Annotated in this window: 19 protein-coding genes; 12 read left to right on the top strand and 7 right to left on the bottom strand. The window is 63.4% G+C overall.

What is annotated here, in order from left to right; all coding sequences use genetic code 11:
• Nucleotides 1-17: 17 nt before the first annotated feature.
• From AC27VQ_RS04775 to AC27VQ_RS04740, 8 genes are all read left to right on the top strand, one after another.
• A complete protein-coding gene (locus tag AC27VQ_RS04775) occupies nucleotides 18-257 on the top strand; it encodes a hypothetical protein (RefSeq protein ID WP_421590806.1) in 240 nt (79 codons plus the stop codon).
• 56 nt (nucleotides 258-313) lie between these two features.
• Nucleotides 314-1,522, top strand: a complete 1,209-nt coding sequence (locus AC27VQ_RS04770) for an acetyl-CoA C-acetyltransferase (protein ID WP_313531022.1) — start codon at nucleotides 314-316, stop codon at nucleotides 1,520-1,522.
• Nucleotides 1,523-1,524: 2 nt separating this feature from the next.
• Nucleotides 1,525-1,923: a YbaY family lipoprotein gene (locus AC27VQ_RS04765; RefSeq protein WP_488715414.1), complete on the top strand. Its 399-nt coding sequence runs from the start codon at nucleotides 1,525-1,527 to the stop codon at nucleotides 1,921-1,923.
• A gap of 12 nt (nucleotides 1,924-1,935) precedes the next feature.
• The gene (locus tag AC27VQ_RS04760) at nucleotides 1,936-4,146 is read left to right on the top strand and encodes an FAD-dependent oxidoreductase (protein ID WP_488715413.1); all 2,211 of its coding nucleotides are present in this window, start codon (nucleotides 1,936-1,938) and stop codon (nucleotides 4,144-4,146) included.
• 336 nt (nucleotides 4,147-4,482) lie between these two features.
• Nucleotides 4,483-4,692, top strand: coding sequence for a cold-shock protein (locus tag AC27VQ_RS04755; protein ID WP_313531016.1), 210 nt, complete (start codon nucleotides 4,483-4,485; stop codon nucleotides 4,690-4,692).
• Nucleotides 4,693-4,841: 149 nt separating this feature from the next.
• A complete protein-coding gene (locus AC27VQ_RS04750) occupies nucleotides 4,842-5,132 on the top strand; it encodes a cold-shock protein (RefSeq protein WP_313531014.1) in 291 nt (96 codons plus the stop codon).
• A gap of 68 nt (nucleotides 5,133-5,200) precedes the next feature.
• Nucleotides 5,201-5,437 (top strand): 30S ribosomal protein S21, encoded by a 237-nt coding sequence (gene rpsU, locus AC27VQ_RS04745; protein WP_313531012.1) that lies wholly within the window; start codon nucleotides 5,201-5,203, stop codon nucleotides 5,435-5,437.
• A 90-nt stretch (nucleotides 5,438-5,527) separates the two neighbouring features.
• Nucleotides 5,528-5,746, top strand: coding sequence for a hypothetical protein (locus tag AC27VQ_RS04740; protein ID WP_313531010.1), 219 nt, complete (start codon nucleotides 5,528-5,530; stop codon nucleotides 5,744-5,746).
• Nucleotides 5,747-5,764: 18 nt separating this feature from the next.
• Here the strand turns inward: AC27VQ_RS04740 and AC27VQ_RS04735 are convergent, their stop codons facing one another.
• Complete coding sequence (locus tag AC27VQ_RS04735) at nucleotides 5,765-6,190, bottom strand: sulfocyanin-like copper-binding protein (RefSeq protein ID WP_488715412.1); 426 nt, start codon at nucleotides 6,188-6,190, stop codon at nucleotides 5,765-5,767.
• A 194-nt stretch (nucleotides 6,191-6,384) separates the two neighbouring features.
• Here AC27VQ_RS04735 and AC27VQ_RS04730 point away from each other — a divergent pair, with 194 nt between their 5' ends.
• Nucleotides 6,385-6,561, top strand: coding sequence for a hypothetical protein (locus tag AC27VQ_RS04730; RefSeq protein WP_488715411.1), 177 nt, complete (start codon nucleotides 6,385-6,387; stop codon nucleotides 6,559-6,561).
• A 78-nt stretch (nucleotides 6,562-6,639) separates the two neighbouring features.
• On the opposite strand, the gene AC27VQ_RS04725 is transcribed toward AC27VQ_RS04730, so the two are convergent.
• The 4 genes from AC27VQ_RS04725 to AC27VQ_RS04710 all read right to left on the bottom strand — a co-directional run bounded on the left by AC27VQ_RS04725 (nucleotide 6,640) and on the right by AC27VQ_RS04710 (nucleotide 10,651).
• Entirely contained in the window at nucleotides 6,640-7,695 is a 1,056-nt protein-coding gene (locus AC27VQ_RS04725; protein WP_488715410.1) for a sensor histidine kinase, read from the bottom strand.
• An 18-nt stretch (nucleotides 7,696-7,713) separates the two neighbouring features.
• Nucleotides 7,714-8,160 (bottom strand): response regulator, encoded by a 447-nt coding sequence (locus AC27VQ_RS04720; RefSeq protein ID WP_117367878.1) that lies wholly within the window; start codon nucleotides 8,158-8,160, stop codon nucleotides 7,714-7,716.
• Nucleotides 8,157-9,653: a sensor histidine kinase gene (locus AC27VQ_RS04715; protein ID WP_421590797.1), complete on the bottom strand. Its 1,497-nt coding sequence runs from the start codon at nucleotides 9,651-9,653 to the stop codon at nucleotides 8,157-8,159. Before AC27VQ_RS04715 ends, AC27VQ_RS04720 begins: the two co-directional genes overlap by 4 nt.
• Nucleotides 9,654-9,769: 116 nt before the next feature.
• Complete coding sequence (locus AC27VQ_RS04710) at nucleotides 9,770-10,651, bottom strand: DMT family transporter (protein WP_488715409.1); 882 nt, start codon at nucleotides 10,649-10,651, stop codon at nucleotides 9,770-9,772.
• 186 nt (nucleotides 10,652-10,837) lie between these two features.
• Between AC27VQ_RS04710 and AC27VQ_RS04705 the strand changes: the two genes are divergently transcribed.
• Nucleotides 10,838-11,743, top strand: a complete 906-nt coding sequence (locus AC27VQ_RS04705) for a DMT family transporter (RefSeq protein WP_488715408.1) — start codon at nucleotides 10,838-10,840, stop codon at nucleotides 11,741-11,743.
• A gap of 94 nt (nucleotides 11,744-11,837) precedes the next feature.
• Entirely contained in the window at nucleotides 11,838-12,494 is a 657-nt protein-coding gene (locus AC27VQ_RS04700; RefSeq protein ID WP_313530995.1) for a S24 family peptidase, read from the top strand.
• A gap of 10 nt (nucleotides 12,495-12,504) precedes the next feature.
• Here the strand turns inward: AC27VQ_RS04700 and AC27VQ_RS04695 are convergent, their stop codons facing one another.
• Complete coding sequence (locus AC27VQ_RS04695) at nucleotides 12,505-13,386, bottom strand: transporter substrate-binding domain-containing protein (protein ID WP_488715407.1); 882 nt, start codon at nucleotides 13,384-13,386, stop codon at nucleotides 12,505-12,507.
• A 57-nt stretch (nucleotides 13,387-13,443) separates the two neighbouring features.
• On the opposite strand from AC27VQ_RS04695, the gene AC27VQ_RS04690 reads away from it, so the two are divergent.
• Entirely contained in the window at nucleotides 13,444-15,393 is a 1,950-nt protein-coding gene (locus AC27VQ_RS04690; RefSeq protein WP_488715406.1) for a glycosyltransferase family 2 protein, read from the top strand.
• Nucleotides 15,394-15,403: 10 nt separating this feature from the next.
• Here the strand turns inward: AC27VQ_RS04690 and AC27VQ_RS04685 are convergent, their stop codons facing one another.
• Nucleotides 15,404-17,422 (bottom strand): beta-galactosidase, encoded by a 2,019-nt coding sequence (locus AC27VQ_RS04685; RefSeq protein WP_488715405.1) that lies wholly within the window; start codon nucleotides 17,420-17,422, stop codon nucleotides 15,404-15,406.
• Nucleotides 17,423-17,484: the final 62 nt, after the last annotated feature.

Raw genomic sequence — 17,484 nt, 5'->3', positions numbered from 1 at the left:
CATCTTCGGGGGGAGAAATGGCAACGAAAGCTGATTTGACTGATTGGGTGGTCGATGCTCTGAAGGCCAATAGCGGCACAGCGTCGATCCTCTTCGTCGCGCAACACATTTGGTCGCACCACGAAAAGGAACTCCGTGAAAACGACCTTTTCTATTCGTGGCAGTACGACATGCGATGGGCCGCGACGGAGCTGAGAAAGAAGGGCCGCCTTGTCTCCGCCGACGATGATCGGCGTGGCAAATGGACCTTGAAATAATTCCTGGTGCGTACGCGCCGATGGCGACCACATGGTTGCAGTGAGGAGAAACTGAAATGACCGACGTCTTCATCTATGATCACGTGCGCACCCCGCGCGGGCGCGGCAAGAAGGACGGCTCGCTGCACGAAGTGCCGTCCGTGCGCCTCGCCGCCAAGGTTCTGGAAGCGGTGCGCGACCGCAACGGGCTGGATACCGCCAAGGTCGACGATATCGTCATGGGCTGCGTCGATCCGGTCATGGATGCCGGTTCCGTCATCCCCAAGGCCGCCGCCTTCGAGGCCGGTTACTCGACCAAGGCCCCCGGCATCCAGCTGTCGCGCTTCTGCGCCTCCGGCCTCGACGCCGTGAACCTCGGTGCCGCCAAGATCGCCCAGGGTGCCGATGACATCGTCATCGCCGGCGGTGTGGAGAGCATGTCGCGCGTCGGGCTGGGCATGTCCGGCGGCGCTTGGTTCATGGACCCCTCGGTCAACTTCCCGGCCTATTTCATGCCGCAGGGCGTCTCGGCCGATCTCATCGCCACGAAATACGGCTTCTCCCGCGACGACGTCGATGCCTATGCCGTAGAGAGCCAGAAGCGTGCCGCCCATGCTTGGCAGAACGGCTATTTCAACAATTCCGTCGTGCCGGTGAAGGACATCAACGGCCTGACCATCCTTGCCCATGACGAGCACATGCGCCCCGGCACCGACATGCAGGCGCTCGCCCAGTTGCAGCCCTCCTTCCAGATGCCCGGCGAGATGGGCGGCTTCGAAGCCGTCGCCATCCAGGCCCATCCGGAAATCGAAGGCATCACCTACGTCCACCACGCCGGCAATTCCTCCGGCATCGTCGACGGCGCGGCCGCCGTGCTGCTCGGCTCCAAGGAAGGCGGCGCTATCCTCGGCAAGAAACCGCGCGGCCGCATCAAGGCCTTCGCCAATATCGGCTCCGACCCGGCGCTGATGCTGACCGGCCCCGTCGACGTCACGGAAAAACTGCTCGCCCGCACCGGCATGACGCTCGCCGACATCGACCTCTTCGAGCTCAACGAAGCCTTCGCCGCCGTGGTTCTGCGCCACATGCAGGCCTTCGACATCCCGCACGACAAGATGAACGTCAACGGCGGCGCCATCGCCATGGGCCACCCGCTCGGCGCGACCGGCGCGATGATCCTCGGCACCGTGCTCGACGAACTGGAACGCCGCGACCTCAACGTTGCCCTCGTCACGCTCTGCATCGGCGCGGGCATGGGCACGGCCACGATCATCGAACGGGTCTGACCATGACGCACCCGACCCGCCGCAGCTTCCTCGCCCTCATCGGAGCCGGCCTCATCGCCTCCTCCGCCGAGGCCGGCGACAGCTTCACGCTGTCGGGCACCGTTACCTATGTGGCGAAGGGCGCCATTCCGCCTGGCCGGCTGACGATCCGGCTGGAGGAACAGGGCGTCTTGGACGTCGCCGCCCGGCAGATCTCGCAGGCCACGGTCATTAGCAAGGGCAACCGGCACAGCATCCGCTTTGCGATGCGGGTCCGCCGTTCGGCGCTGCGCAAGGCGATCGATCCGGGCTTCACCATCCGCCTAGAACGGCACGGCCGGCTCATAGCCACCAACACGACGAAACAGGGATACGGCGGCCGGGGCAAGGCCTCGCTGCAGATCGAACCCATTCTCTACTGAGGGGGAACACCCATGAGCGCATACAAGAACTTTTCCATCGAGACCGACGCCGACGGCATCGCGCTGGTCACCTGGGACATGCCCGACAAGTCGATGAACGTCTTCACCGTCGAGGTGATGGATGAACTCGACAAGATCATCGACCAGGTCGTGGCCGACAGCGCCATCAAGGGCGCCGTCATCACCTCGGGCAAATCCTCCTTCTCCGGCGGCGCCGATCTCTCGATGATCAAGGCGAGCTTCGACCTCCTGAAGGACGCACAGGCGACCGATCCGGCGACCGCCGTGCAAAAGCTGTTCGACGCCACCGGCCGCATGACCTGGCTGTTCCGCAAGCTGGAAACCTCCGGCAAGCCCTGGGTCTCCGCCATCAACGGCACCTGCATGGGCGGCGCTTTCGAACTATCGCTCGCCTGCCACGGCCGCGTCGCCTCGAATGCCAAGTCGGTCAAGATCGCTCTCCCCGAGGTCAAGGTCGGCATCTTCCCCGGCGCCGGCGGCACCCAGCGCGTGCCGCGCCTTGCCAATGCGCAGGACGCGCTGCAGATGATGACGACAGGCTCGTCGCTGACGGCCGCCCGCGCCAAGGCGATGAACCTCGTGCATCAGGTGGTCGAGCCCGACCAGCTCATCCCCGCCGCCAAGCAGATGATCAAGGACGGCCTGAAGCCCGTACAGCCCTGGGACGAGAAGGGCTTCAAAGCCCCCGGCGGCGGCATCTGGACGCCCGCCTCCGCCCAGCTCTGGCCGGCCGCCCCCGCGATCCTGCGCCGCGAGACGTCCGGCAACTATCCGGGCGCACTCGCCATCCTGAAATGCGTCTATGAGGGCCTTCAGGTTCCCTTCGAGACGGGCCTGAAGATCGAGCAGCGCTACTTCACGCACGTCCTCCAGACGACCGAAGCCTTCTCGATGATCCGGTCGCTGTTCATCTCGATGCAGGAGCTCGGCAAGGGTGCGCGCCGCCCGGCCGGCATTCCCAAGGCAGAATTCAAGAAGGTCGCCGTCGTCGGCGCCGGCTTCATGGGCGCCTCCATCGCCTATGTCACCGCCGCCGCCGGCATTCCCGTCGTGCTCATCGACCGCGACCAGGAAGCCGCCGACAAGGGCAAGGCGCATTCCGAAGGCCTCGTCACCGGCGCCATCGGCAAGGGCCGCATGACGAAGGAGGACGGCGAGAAGCTGCTCTCCCTCATCAAGCCGACGCCCGATTACGCCGCGCTCGCCGATGCCGACCTCGTCATCGAGGCCGTCTTCGAGGATCGCACCGTCAAGAAGGAGGTCACGGAGAAGATCGAGGCCGTGCTGCGCGAAGACGCCATCTTCGCCTCCAACACCTCGACGCTGCCGATCACGGGTCTGGCCAAGAACTCCAAGCGCCCGAACCAGTTTATCGGCATCCACTTCTTCTCGCCGGTCGACAAGATGATGCTTGTCGAGGTGATCCTCGGCAAGGAAACCGGCGACAGGGCGCTCGCCACCGCGCTGGATTACGTCGCCGCCATCAAGAAGACGCCGATCGTCGTCAACGACACGCGCGGCTTCTACGTCAACCGCTGCGTCTTCCGCTACATGGCCGAGGCCTATGACATGCTGATCGAAGGCGTGCCGGCAGCGATGATCGAGAATGCCGCCAAGATGGCCGGCATGCCGGTCGGCCCGCTGTCGCTCAACGACGAGGTCGCCGTCGATCTCTCCTACAAGATCTTCAAGGCCTCCATCGCCGATCTCGGCGCCGAATCCGTCGATCCGCGCCATATGGAGCTGGTGACGAAGCTGGTGGAAGGCGAAGGCCGCCTTGGCCGCAAGGCAGGCAAGGGTTTTTACGACTACCCGCCGAAGCCGGCAAAGAAGAAGCTGTGGCCGGGCCTGAAAGACCTTTACCCGCAACAGAAGCCCGAAGACGTTGATATCACTGTCATCAAGCAGCGCCTGCTCGTCACGATCGCGCTGGAGGCCGCCCGCACCATGGAGGAAGGCATCGTGACCGATCCGCGCGAGGCCGATGTCGGCTCCATCCTCGGCTTCGGCTTCGCCCCCTATACCGGCGGCACGCTGTCCTACATCGACGGCATGGGTGTCAAAACCTTTGTCGCGCTCTGCGAAAAGCTTGCCACCAAATACGGCAGCCACTTCCAGCCGACGCCGCTCTTGAAGGACATGGCCGCCAAGGGCGAGACCTTCTACAGACGTTTCGCACCCGACGCCAAAAAGGCCGCTTGAGCGGAGCAACAGACACATGGATAGGGGCGGTCTTCGGACCGCCCTTTTTCGTTGCCGATCCAAAGCGCGCGGGCGAAAAATAAAATTGCTCTTATCGGCAAATGAAACGCAATAAAATTGGCGGAAGCGCCTATTTCCAGCGGCTGCCGCCGGCCGTGTCCAGAAAAAATTTCGAAAACCATTGCGTTTTTCAAAATAAACTCTATATAGAACCTATCGAAAATTGCTTGCGACCTTTGTCTTCGAGCCATCAGGCTCCGTCAGATTTCCTTTCAAGATCGATCAATAACGGACAAAATATCGTCCGCTTACACTAGCGATGGAAAGGATATCGTTATGAATACAGGTACCGTAAAGTGGTTCAACAGCACCAAGGGCTTCGGCTTCATTCAGCCTGAGGACGGCTCGACCGACGTTTTCGTGCACATCTCGGCTGTCGAACGTTCGGGCATGGGCTCGCTGAACGAAGGCCAGAAGATCACGTACGAGATCGTCCGCGACCGCAAGTCCGGCAAGAACTCGGCCGACAACCTTCGCGCCGCATAAGATTGTCGTTCCTCCTCGCTGACCACGGATGTACTGGCAGCGTCGAGTTCGAATGACGGGAGAGGTCGGGGTAACGCCCGGCCTTTTTGTTTCCCAGAGTTTTTGTTTTTGCGCATTTCCGGACGCAAGCCCGCGCAAAGGAGAATGCCATGAGCCGAAAAACCTATGCTACCGGCGATCATATCGTGCTGAAGGCCGGCCTGTCTCGCAAGACGACCGAGGAGCGAAGCTGCCGGATTGTCGGCGTTCTGCCCAACGATCACGGCGAGGTGCAGTACCGGGTGCGACTCGATGGCGAGACTTTTGAACGGCGCATCGTACAGAGCGATATCGACGCGGAAGAGACCGCCGCGCCCTCCCCGAAAAAGTCTGCGACGGTTTCGACCGCAGGAAAAGCAGGTCCGTGGTTAAAACCACTGAACATTCGCAGCGGGAAGTGATAGTAGGCTTCACGGATTTTATTTTCCGCCACCAATGCGGCCCAGGGCCGCGAGAGAAAGGACATCACTTGCAGGTTCTCGTCAGAGATAACAATGTCGATCAGGCGCTGCGCGTCCTGAAGAAGAAATTGCAGCGCGAAGGCGTTTTCCGCGAAATGAAGGCGCGTAGCGCTTTTGAAAAGCCGTCGGAAAAGCGGGCACGCGAGAAGGCCGAAGCCATCCGCCGCCAGCGCAAGCTGGCGCGCAAGCAGATGCAGCGCGAAGGCCTGCTGCCCGCGCCCAAGAAGGCCGTGCGTCCGCGCTAAGCTATCGGCAGCCGGGCAGAACGATCGTTCGCCCGGCCCGCCCCGGCCATCCTCCAGGCCACCCCGGCCGTCCTCCAGGAAGGAGAGATCATGACCGCGACCAAGGAAGCATTCTTCAACCCCGTCAAACTTTCGGCCCGCGACAAGGCCGCCGCGACGGATCAAACGGCGCGCACCATCATCGCGTCGGAAGCTACTGCACGCGATAAGAAGACCGCGCGTCTGCGCGAAATGCGCCTGCAGCAGCAGCCCGTCGAAGAGCCTGCCCGGCCCGCAGCCAAAACCAAGCGCGCCAAGGCCGCCAAATAGGCGTCCGTTCCTCCGGCCCTACTTCGTCACAGTCAGTTTGGCATGCATGCCGGCTTCGTAATGGCCCTTTATGTTGCAGAGCAGCAGATAGGTGCCGGCCTTGAGCTTGGCTTTCAGCATTCCATCGGCCCCCGGCTTCAGGTCCGACACCTCGCCGAGGCTTTTGAGCGCCTTCTCATCCACTCGGTGTTTCGCGGCGACGACGGCGACCTCCTCGTCCGGCGTCTTCAGCCGGACCAGAACCATTTCATGCGCTTCGCTGACAGCATCATTGTGCACGGCGAAGATGATGTCGCCGGCCTTCACCGTCGACTGGTCGAGTGAAAGCGTCATCGGACCGCCACCCTCCCCGCCCTCGACAACCTTGATGGTCGTCGCGGCGAAGGCGGGAGCGCTGAGGCCGATTGCGGCAAGGGCTGCAAGCGTGGCGATGCGATATGTCATGGCGTGAACCTTTCTTCGAAGCCTGCCCGTGCCTAGGACGTGTTGCTGACATCTAGCTGAATGCCACGACATGCCGGGGCCCGGCTGAGCCGGAGAAGCCCTGTTCCAACGGGAACAGCGGCATGGGTAGGGATATGAGACCTTCAGATCACCGGATGAGAGAGGCTCATCCTTAACCAATCAGGAGAGACCCCATGCGCAAGATCATCGTTTCCGCCACCGTTGCCCTTATTGCTGCCGTCTCTTTCGCAGCGCCTTCTCAGGCCGGCTATTACAGCTACGATTATCAGCCCTACTGCTTCATCAAGAAGATCAAGTCCTACGACTACTACGGCAATGTCGTCATCAAGCGCATCAAGGTCTGCCGCTAAGCGACCCCGTCTCTGACCTCCCCGAGACCCGGATGTTCCCCTGCATCCGGGTCTTTTGCCGTTCGGGTTGCGCTTTTCTTACGCCGGCCGGGCCGCGTCGGTCATCCGCACCCGCAATTCCGCCCGCGTGCCCGCGGCACGGCTCGCGTAATCGAGCTTGGCGCCGAGGCTGGAGGCCATGGCGCCGATGATCTTGGTGCCGAGGCCGGTGCCACGCACTAGGCCTTCGCCGCGCCAGCCGATGCCGTCGTCCTCGACGAAGAGCAGCGCGTTGTCGGGATCGAGCCGCGTGAAGCCGACACGCACTTCGCCGCCGGCCTCGCCATAGGCGTATTTGAAGGCATTGGTGACGAGTTCCGTCACGATGACGCCGAGCGAGACGGCACGGTCGGTCGGGACATGCAGCGGCTCCAGCGAACGGTTGAGACGCACATTGCGCCCTTGGCTCTGCAAGGAGGTATCGAGTTCGGAGAGCAGCGTGCCGAGATAGGCGCCCATATCGACATGGCGCACATCTTCCGACGTGTAGAGCCGCCGGTGAATGCCGGCGATCGCGGTGATGCGCGCCTGCGTCTCGGACAGCGCCTCCCTGACAGCCTCGTCCGAGGCGCTGGACATCTGCAGGCGGATCAACGCAGCCGCCAGCGCCAGCGAATTGCCGACGCGGTGGTTCACCTCGGCCAGCAGCACCTCGGCACGCTCCTTGGCGGCGCGGATTTCCTGTTCGGCGCGCAGTTTGGCACGCTTCAGCTCGGCATTTTCCAGTGCCTGGCCGAGCGCATTGGCGAGCAGCGGCATGAAATCGTCGCCGACCGACTTGATGACATAGTCCGCCGCACCCGCCTTCAGCGCCTCGACGGCGACCTGCGCGTCGTTCGAGCCGGTGACATAGACGACCGGCACGGCATCCGGCGCGCCGGAAAGCTCCTTGAGATAGGCAAGGCCCGTGCCCGATCTCAGGAAATGATCGAGCACGACGGCGTCGGCGCCCTCCTCGGCCAGAAGCACGCGGCCGCTCTCCACATCCTCGGCATGCCGCACCTCGTAACCAAGGCGGCCGAGCGCACGCTCGGCAAGCCGGGCGAGGATCGGGTCGTCGTCGATGTAGAGGATGCGGACGGGGCCTTCCTTCATTTACCTGGTCTCGGGCATTTACTGGGTCTCGGGGATCTGGATCACGGAGAAGAACAGACCGAGCTGGCGGATCGCATGCGCGAAGCTCTCATACTCGACCGGCTTGGTGATATAGACATTGGCGCCGAGATCGTAGCAGCGCTGAATTTCCCGCTCGTCATCCGTTGTGGTGAGGATCACAACCGGTAGGCGCTTGGTATGCGTGTTGGTCTTGATCTTCTGCAGGATGTCGATGCCGGACATGTCGGGCAGGTTGAGATCGAGCAGGATCAGCAGGAAACGGCCGGCGCTGGCAAGGCCGGTGCGATCCTTGCCGAGCACGAAATCGAGCGCGTCCGTGCCGTTGGTGAAAGGCACGACCTCGTTGTGCACGCCGGCGCGGCGGATGTTCTTCTCGATGAGACGCGCATGGCCCTCATCGTCCTCGATCATCACGATGGTGACTTCCTTACCCAATCCGTTCATGCCTGCATACTCCTGACAACTTTGCTGAGGTCGGGCGGCAGACGCAGAACAAACGTCGTGCCTTTCCCGAGTTCGGATTTGACGACGATATCACCACCGAGATTGCGCATCAGTGAACGAACATGGGCAAGGCCGATGCCCTCGCCGGGTTTGTCCTGCGTGCCGGAACGGCGGAACAGCTCGAAGACCCGCTCGTGGTCCTCGGGCGCGATACCGCGGCCGTTGTCGGTGAATTCGATGACGGAGCCGGCCCGTCCGGCATTGCGCGCGGTGACGGAGATGCGCAGCGGGCGACCGGGTGTCTGGTATTTGATGGCATTGTCGAAGAGATTGCCGAAGACCTGTTCCAGCGACAGCCGGTCGGAAATGACCGTCGGCAGGGTGTCGCCGATGGTGACGACCCCGTCGGATTCGCTGACCTGATGATTGACGGCAGCGGCCCCCGTCTCGACCAGCGCCTTGAGGTCGACACGCTCGATCTTCAGCTCACGGCGCCCGTCGCGCGAGATCTTCAGGATGGCGTTGATAAGGCCGTCCATCTTCTTGGTGGAGGAGCGGATGAAGCCAATCGCCTCCGGCAGGTCTTCCGAGGCGGCGCGGCGCGCTTCGAGAATATCGTCGGAACTCGGCGGCTTGCCGTCGGCCAGAATATAGGTCTGGATGGAGGAAAGCGAAGCCTGCAATTCGCTGGTGAAGCCCATGATGTTGACGAGCGGCGCGCGCAGGTCGTGGGTGACGATATAGGCGAAACGCTGCACTTCCTGGTTGGCGCGGATCAGTTCCTCGGTGCGTTCATCCACCCGCCTTTCCAGCGTGGCGTTCAGCGTCTCGACCTCGCGGCGTGCCAGCATGATGTCGCGGGTATATTGCGCGACGACGAGAACCGCGCCGCCGAGCACGCCGATGATGGCGATGGCGCCGATGACCGTCGTCCATTGCAGCGCGCCGGCCGACCCGAGCGTGTCGATGATACCCACCTGAAGACGCTGATCGGCATCCGCCATGATGGCGCCAAGCTGCTCGCGGAGCTGGTCCATGATGATACGGCCGCGATCGGTCTTGACCTGCGCAATCGCATCGGCCCTGCGGTCCTGCTCCACGGCTTCGACCGTCTCGGCCAGTTCGACGAGCTTTTCAGAAACGAGTCGCTTTATGTCCGGATTGCGCTGCGCATAGTCCTCGAACTTCGCCGATTTTTCCTCAAGCACCTTCTGCCGCTCGGCAACCGCCGCCAGCGCTTCGTCATAAGGCTCGCGGAAGGTCGCCTCGCCGGTGATGACGAAGCCGCGCTGACCCGTCTCGGCGTCCTTGAGCGTCGACAGCAGGTCGGCTGCGGCACTGCGCACCTCGCGCACCTCGACCAGCTCGGTAAAATAGGTCTGCACCTTGTTGACGAGCCAAAGCGACGTGCCGACGATGCCGAGCAACGCAATCATGCCTGCGACAAGCAGGATCACTGTCGAGCGCACGAAGGCGGCGTTCGATATCGGCATTTCACCCCCCGGTTAAAGCCTTTTGCAGGATCGCGACAATATCGAGATAGTAAGCCTATGCAACCAATTGGCGCCGAAAAACCGGAATTCTTTTGGTTGTATCGTCACTTAACCCCTCAGACACGGACGCGGAACCGCCCACCGAACCGCTCACGGGCAATGATGATCATACCGGCGGAGAAGATGAGGGCGGCGCCTGCGAAGACGTTCGAGCCCGGCACGTCGCTCCAGATGAGATAGCCGAGCCCGAAGGCCCAGACGAGCGAGGTATATTCGAACGGCGCCAGTACCGAGACCGGCGCGCGGCGCATGCCTTCGAAGAGGGCGAACTGGCCGATACCGGCCAGCACGCCCGTGCCGGCCATCAGCAGAAGATCGAGCGTGGAAACCGGCTGCCAGACGAAAGGTACCGCGAAGGCGGTAAAAAGGAGGAAGAAGCCGCTGGAGATCGTCATCTGCACCTGGGTGCGCTCGTGCAGCGCCGTCTTGCGCAAAAGCACCGTGGCGACGGCCCAGAAGATGGCCGCCTGCAGCGCCAGATAGACCGGGAGCGACAGCGTCAGCCCCTGCGCCGCGATGCCGCAGGCGACGACCACACCGACGAAACCGATGACGACGGCAAACCAGCGATAGCCCGGCACTTTCTCGCCGAGAACCGGCACCGAGAGGATGGTCATGACGACGGGCGAGGCATAGTAGAGCGTCGTCAGTTCCGCGAGCCCGAGATCGCGCGCTGCGGTATAGTAGCTGAGCCAGGCGGCAAGCAGCAGCACGTTGCGCAGGAACAGTGGCTTCAGGACCGGCGAAGTGCGAGCCTCCCGGATGATTTTCCGCCCGCCGATAGCAAGGCTGAGGCCGAAGATCGTGACGCTGCGCACGAACAGGATCTGCCAGACCGGCAGGGCCACGACGAGCCATTTGACCGACGCATCCTGAAGGGAAAACAGGAAATAGGCGAAGGACGTCAGCATAATGCCGGAAGAGACGGTCTTGTGCACGGAAGGAACCTCGAACGCGGAGCAAGGCCGCGCCTCTCCTTGATAGCGCGCCGCGCGTCCGGGCGAAAGTGGCTGAAAATCAGGGTGCAGGAAATTTTTCCCACTTTTCGGCATTCCTCCTGGAAATGTCCGGGGCGCCCCAAATTTCGACGTGCAAGGGGCGCCTCACGGGTATATGCGCGGGCCATGGATTCCAAACGACTAGGCTATGTCTTCACCTTGCTGGCGATCGTAATCTTCAGCCTGCAGGATGCGATCTCGAAATATCTCGGCAGCGCCTATCCGCCTGTCTTCATCGCCATGCTGCGCTTCTGGGCCTTCGGGGCTTTCGCGATCGCGCTCGGCATGCGCAGCCCCGGCGGATTGAGGGCTGCCGCGGCGACGAAACGGCTGCCGCTGCAGATCCTGCGCGGCGTGCTGCTGGCCGCGCAGATCGTCGTCGTCATCACCGCCTTCAGCACCGTGGGGCTGGCGCATTCGCAGGCGATCCTCGCCTCCGGGCCGATCTTCGTCGCGCTGCTCTCGATGCCGCTCTTGGGCGAACGGGTCGGCTGGCGGCGCTGGCTGGCGATCGGCGTCGGGCTCTGCGGCGTGCTGATCATCGTGAGGCCGGGCGGCGAAGGCTTCGACATGAGCGTGCTTTTACCACTCGTCGGGGCGCTGTCCTTCGCGGTCTATGTCATCACGACCCGTCTCGTCAGCCGGGATGACGCCGCCTCGACGAGCTTCTTTTATACCGGTGTCGCCGGCGCCGTCGCGATCTCGCTGGTCGGCCCCTTCTTCTGGACCAATCTCGCTCCCATCGACTGGCTCTGGATGGCACTTCTTTGCATGACCGGCATATCGAGCCATTATTTCCTTATTCGCGCCTACGACCTCCTGGATGCCGCAGCCATCCAGCCGCTGACCTATCTCCAGGTGGTGATGGCCGCCGTCATCGGCTTCACCGTCTTCGGCGAAACGCTGAGCCTCGACATGGTCGTCGGCTCCGCCATCGTCATGGGCGCCGGCATCTTCACCATCTGGCGCGAAAGCGTCGTTGCCCGCCGCCGCGCCGCGGAAAAGGCCGGAGCAAACGAGAAAGGAAAATAATCCTTTTTCCTTTACTCCGTATCGCGCCTTCGATATGCTTCCGGCCAATCGGACCGGCAAAAGCCGGTCCGCCGCCTTGGCAGGGTTCTCAAGCATGTTCTCCCACGACCGGATCTGGGCAGCGATCGACGCCCTTGCCGAGCGCAACCGGCTCTCGCCGTCCGGCCTTGCGCGCCGCGCGGGGCTGGACCCGACATCCTTCAACAAATCCAAGCGCCAGGGGGCGGATGGCCGCCAGCGCTGGCCCTCGACGGAATCGATCGCCAAGGTGCTCGACGCGACGGGCGCCTCCATCGACGAATTCCTCGCCAGCACGGCGCGCGATTTCGCGCTGCCGCAGGGCACCTTTCCACCGCAGGCCGGCAGCATTCCGCTGCTCGGCTTCGCGCAGGCCGGCGCCGGCGGCTTCTTCGACGATGGCGGCTTTCCGGCCGGCCAGGGCTGGGACGTGGTGGAATTTCCCGCCTCGCCGGACCGCAAGGCCGGCGTCTATGCGCTGGAAGTGCAGGGCGACAGCATGATGCCGCTCTACCGGGATGGCGACGTGCTGATCGTCGAGCCCGGCGCGCAGGTGCGCCGCGGCGACCGTGTCGTGGTCAAGACGCGCGAGGGCGAGGTCATGGCCAAGGTCCTGCACCGCCAGACGCCGCGCACGATCGATCTCGTCTCGCTCAATCCGGAACACCCCAACCGCAGCTTCGATATCGACGAAATCGACTGGATCGCCCGCATTATTTGGGCAAGTCAGTAAGCGGCCCCCATCAACCGCCGTAGAGATTGACCGGGAAGTAGCGCAGATAGATTTCCTGCAGGCGGCCGTTGCGCGACAGCGCCAGCAGCGCGTGATCGACGGCGGTGGCGAGCGCCGCATCTTCCTTGCGCAGCATGATCGTCAGCCCTTCGCCGAGAAACTGCTCTGACAGATAGGGGCCATCGAAAAGCGTGCAGCAGCCGGCCGATTCCGTGCCGTTCGTCCAGAAGGCAAGCTGCATGCCGTCGGAAAAGACCGCATCCACCTTGCTGTCCTTGAGGGCTGCCAGGAGTGCTGCACGATCGGCAAGGGCCTCTGCCCGCACGCGGGGGAAAAAGGCTTTCAGCATCGCCTCATGCGCGCTGCCCGCCACGACACCGACCCGTTTTCCGTCAAGCGCTGCGGCGGTCTTACCGGATGGCGGGGCTTTCTTCGCCACGGCAAAACGCGCTGGCAGGCGCATGAAGGGGCGTGAGAAAGCAAAACGTTCACGCAGGTCCGCCGTGACGGCGATACCCGCCGCGACGGCCTCGCCATTGCCGTCGACCAGCGCCTTTTCCAGCTCCGGAAAGGTCACCGCCTGGATCTGGCATTTGTCCATCAACGCCAGCTCCCGGCAGATTTCCCGCACCAGATCGACGTGGAAGCCGGCAAGGTTGCCGGTCTGGTCGATGAAGTTGAAGGGCGGAAAGTCCACGGTCGTGAGGAAGCGCAGGCGCACGATGCCGGAGAGATCGGGCTTTGCGATGCGCTCGCGCGTGTCGAACAGGATCGGCAGATCGACCGACGGTTTCTCCTGAGCAGAAGCTGGCTGCGGGCTCGCCATACCCATCAACAGACAGAACACGAAAAACCCATAGATTTTAAGGGATGAAATTGCTCTGTACCACATTACAATCAACTTGGGGTTTAACGGGGACGCAGCCGCTCACGCGGCAGCGCTGGCTGCATGCGACTGGCAGAATATCCCGACGACATCGCTTTCGCCACAGCAATCGGCATCCTGCCGGCCGGCCCCGTCCGCCCGCGCGAGGAACCGCATATCCCACCCCGCCTGATGGCGGAAGCCCGGCTTTTCCGTCGGCTCGGCCTGTCGAAAACGCTGATTTCCACCATGCTGGTGCGCGCCAACAGGCACGGCACCACGCTGGCGGCCGAATTGCTGGCGAGCGGCGTCCTGACAGAGGACACCTATTACGAGGCGCTCGCCGAGATTCTGCACCTTCCCTTTCTCCGGCAGTTGGACCCCGCGCATGTGGAAGACCTGCCCGGCGCCGACAGCCAATTGGTGGAACCCAGCATCATCCGGGTCCGCCACCCGGCGCGCCCGCCGATCACCGCGATCGTGCCCAGCGCCGACCGGATCGAAGCCTTCGGCGAGCGGCTCGATCTGTCGCCCATGCTGCGCACGATGCTGGCGGCGACCACGCCCTCGGCACTGCGGACCGCCCTCTGGCAGGCCGGCCGCATGCGGCGCCTGCGTGAGACGGTCGACCGGCTGTTCACCAGCCTGCCGGAAGCGAGCGCCCGCATCACATTCTGGGGCCGGCAGGGCTTTTATACCGGCACGATCCTCACCGCCCTCATAGCGCTCGCCATCACCGAACCGGTCATCGCGTCGATCCTGCTGCACATCGTGCTCACGCTGCTCTTTCTCGCCGCGTTCCTCATCCGCTTCCTGGCCCTTCTCGCCAAACGGAAAGAGCAACGAAGCCGGGCGCTCAGCATAGCACCGGCCGGGCCGCGACCGGTCTATTCGGTCTTCGTGGCGCTTTACCGAGAGGCGGCCGTAGTGCCGCAGCTGATCGAGACGCTGGACCGGCTCGCCTGGCCCGCCGCCTGCCTCGATATCAAGCTGATCTGCGAGGCGGACGACGAGGCGACGCTATCGGCGCTCGCCGCCATGCGCCTTGGCCGGCAATACGAGATCGTGGCCGTACCGCCCGGCCATCCACGCACCAAGCCGAAGGCGCTTTCCTACGCGCTGGGTGCGGCGCGTGGCACGTATCTCGTCATCTATGATGCGGAGGACCGGGTCGATCCGCTGCAACTGGAGGAAGCCTGGCACACCTTCGAGGCGGCACCGCCCGATATCGCCTGCCTGCAGGCGCCGCTCGTCATCACCAATGCGCACGAAAGCTGGCTGAGTGCGCTTTTCGCCTATGAATATGCCGGGTTGTTCCGCGTGCTGCTGCCACGCCTCGCCGCCGCCCGCCTGCCGATGCCGCTTGGCGGCACCTCGAACCATTTTCGCACCCGCGTGCTTCAGGATGTCGGCGGCTGGGATCCCTACAATGTCACCGAGGATGCCGATCTCGGCATGCGGCTCTATCGGCTCGGCTATCGCTGCGGTACGATCGAGCGGCCGACCTATGAGGAAGCGCCGACGACGGCATCGGCTTGGCTCGGGCAGCGCACACGCTGGTTCAAGGGCTGGCTGCAAACTTGGCTGGTGCTGATGCGCCGCCCCTCGCAGCTGGTGCGCGACATGGGCCTCTGGCCCTGTTTCGTCTTCCAGGTGCTGATCGGCGGGCTGATCCTCTCCTCGCTCGCCCATCCGCTGCTCATTGCCTATGTCGGCATGATCGCCTGGCAGCTTTTCGGGCAATCCGCCCATATCGCCGGCCCCTTCGAACTCACCCTCGTTACCATCGATGTCGTCAACATCTTCGGCAGCTACGCCATTTTCATTGCGCTCGGCCGTGCAGGAATGCAGCCGGACGAGCGGCGCGCCACCGGTTGGCGATGGGCGCTGACACCCTTTTATTGGCTGTTGATGTCGCTCGCCGCCTGGCGCGCCGTGCGGGAATTGCGCAACAATCCGTTCTTCTGGAACAAGACCGCACACCGCCCGGCGCAGACGACATTGCGCAGCGAGACGGTCGCAGAAACCGGATAGAGAGACCGGATCAGGGCGTCTCCGTCCAGATCGCCACATCAACGGGCGCAAGCGCCCGTCCGCCGACCAGGAAATCCGCCGTGGCCGACGCCGGTACCGATGTTGTCGTGCTGCCGTAGTTGAAGGCGAAATGCAGCTTGCCGCGCCGGGCAAGGCGCAGGTCTCCGAGATCGGGCAGGCTCCTGACACCCGCCCAGCCGAGCGTGTCCCCCATCAGCTTCGACAGGAATTCGCCACGCGGCAGCGTGCCGACATAGCGCGTGCGTTCGTTGCCGATGATCGCGGGCGAACCCTGGCGATGCTCGCCCTCGAAGGTCGCCAGCACCGTCTCGGTCGTGCGGATGAGTTCCCGCCAGCCCGTCACCGGATGGCTCGTGTTGCCGTAGAGCACGGGCTCGCTGTGATAGTCCGGCAAGGATTCAACGCGCGTCACGCGGAAATCCAGGAGATCCGCAAGCGGACCGGGCGGCAGGTCGGCCGGAATGTGCATGTCGCGCGTCTTGCTGCCACTGCGCGGACCGAACAGCGCCTTTGCGCCGGAGGCCTTCAGCCGTGTGATGAACGCCGCATCGGGAATGACGAGATCGGGCGCAACGACCAGCTTATAGCCGGAGAGATCAGAATGCTGGCCGATGACATCGACATCCACGCCGAGGCGGGCGATGGCTGAATACCAGTCGAGCGCGATCGCCGCGGCGGCATAGCCCTGGCCCTGCGGCAAAGCGCGGGTGGCAAAGCGCGACTCGTAATCGAGCACGATGGCGACCTCGGCCTTTTCGCGCCCCTCGCCCGCGGGCAGGCGCGTTATCTCCTCGGCCACCTGCGCGACCTCCAGATAGCCTTGATCCACCTCGCTGTTCGGCAGGAGCAGGCCGGCATGGAACTGTTCCTGCGCGAAGGGCGCCTGGCGCCAGCGGAAATAGGAGACCATGTCGACGCCATGCGCATAGGCAAGCCAGGTCCACAGCCGCACCATGCCATCGGCCGGCGACTGGTTGTGCGCGGCCCAGTTCACCGGGCCCGGCTGCTGCTCCATCACCCAGACCCGGCCGCGGCCGACGGCGCGGTAGATGTCGTGGTTGAAGGCCGTCTGGTCGGGATCGCCGACGCGCAGGTAGCGCGCCTTCTCTTCGGCACTGAGCCGGCCATTGATGAGACCGCCCATCGGATAGACATCCCAGGATGCGATATCGATGTCTTCACCGACCTTGTAATGATCGAAGTCGGTGTTCTGGTTCATGAAATTGTGCGTGACGGGGCGGCCCGGCGAATACAGACGGATGATATCCACCTGCGCCTTGTTGAAGCTCTTCACCTGGTCCGACGAGAAGCGATAGTAGTCGACGAGATGGGTCGGCGTCGGCTCTTCGACGAGGTTGTTGGGCAGATCCACCTCATTGAAGCTGTTGTAATGCATGCTCCAGAACTGCGTGCCCCAGGCGCGGTTCATCTCCTCGACCGTGCCGTAACGGCCGGCAAGCCATTCGCGGAAAGCGCGCTTGGCTTCGTCGGAATAGCTGTGGATCGTGTCGTGATCGCCGTATTCGTTGTCCGTCTGCCAGGCGTGCACGAAGGGGTTATTGCCGTAGCGGCGCACCATGGCCTCGGTGATGCGGGCGGCTTCCACCCGGTAACGGCGGCTGGAGAAACAATAGTGCCGGCGCGCGCCGAACTTGCGCACCACGCCGCGCGCATCGACGGGCAGAATATCCGGATAGCGATCGACCAGCCATTTCGGCGGCGCGGCAGTCGGCGTTCCCAGAATGACCTTGAGCCCGGCGCAGCCGAGCACCTCGATCGCCTCGTCCATCCACTCCCATTGGAAGGTGCCGGATTGCGGCTCGATATGCGACCAGGCGAACTCGCCGATGCGGACCCAGGTGAGGCCGAGTTCCACCATGCGGCGGGCATCCTCGTCCCATTTTTCGCGCGGCCACTGTTCCGGATAGTAGCAGACGCCGAGCTCCAGCATGCCGGCATCCTTGCGGGCGGCATCGAAGCGGTTCTGTTTGGTCAGCGGCTTATGCACGTGCAGTATCCTTGTCATCCACGGCGCTTGGGACGCCGCCATCGTTACGATCGCGATCGTCT

This window comes from Shinella sp. 20P9.1.1, assembly GCF_057798995.1.
This window is presented reverse-complemented; position numbering and strand designations above follow the sequence as displayed.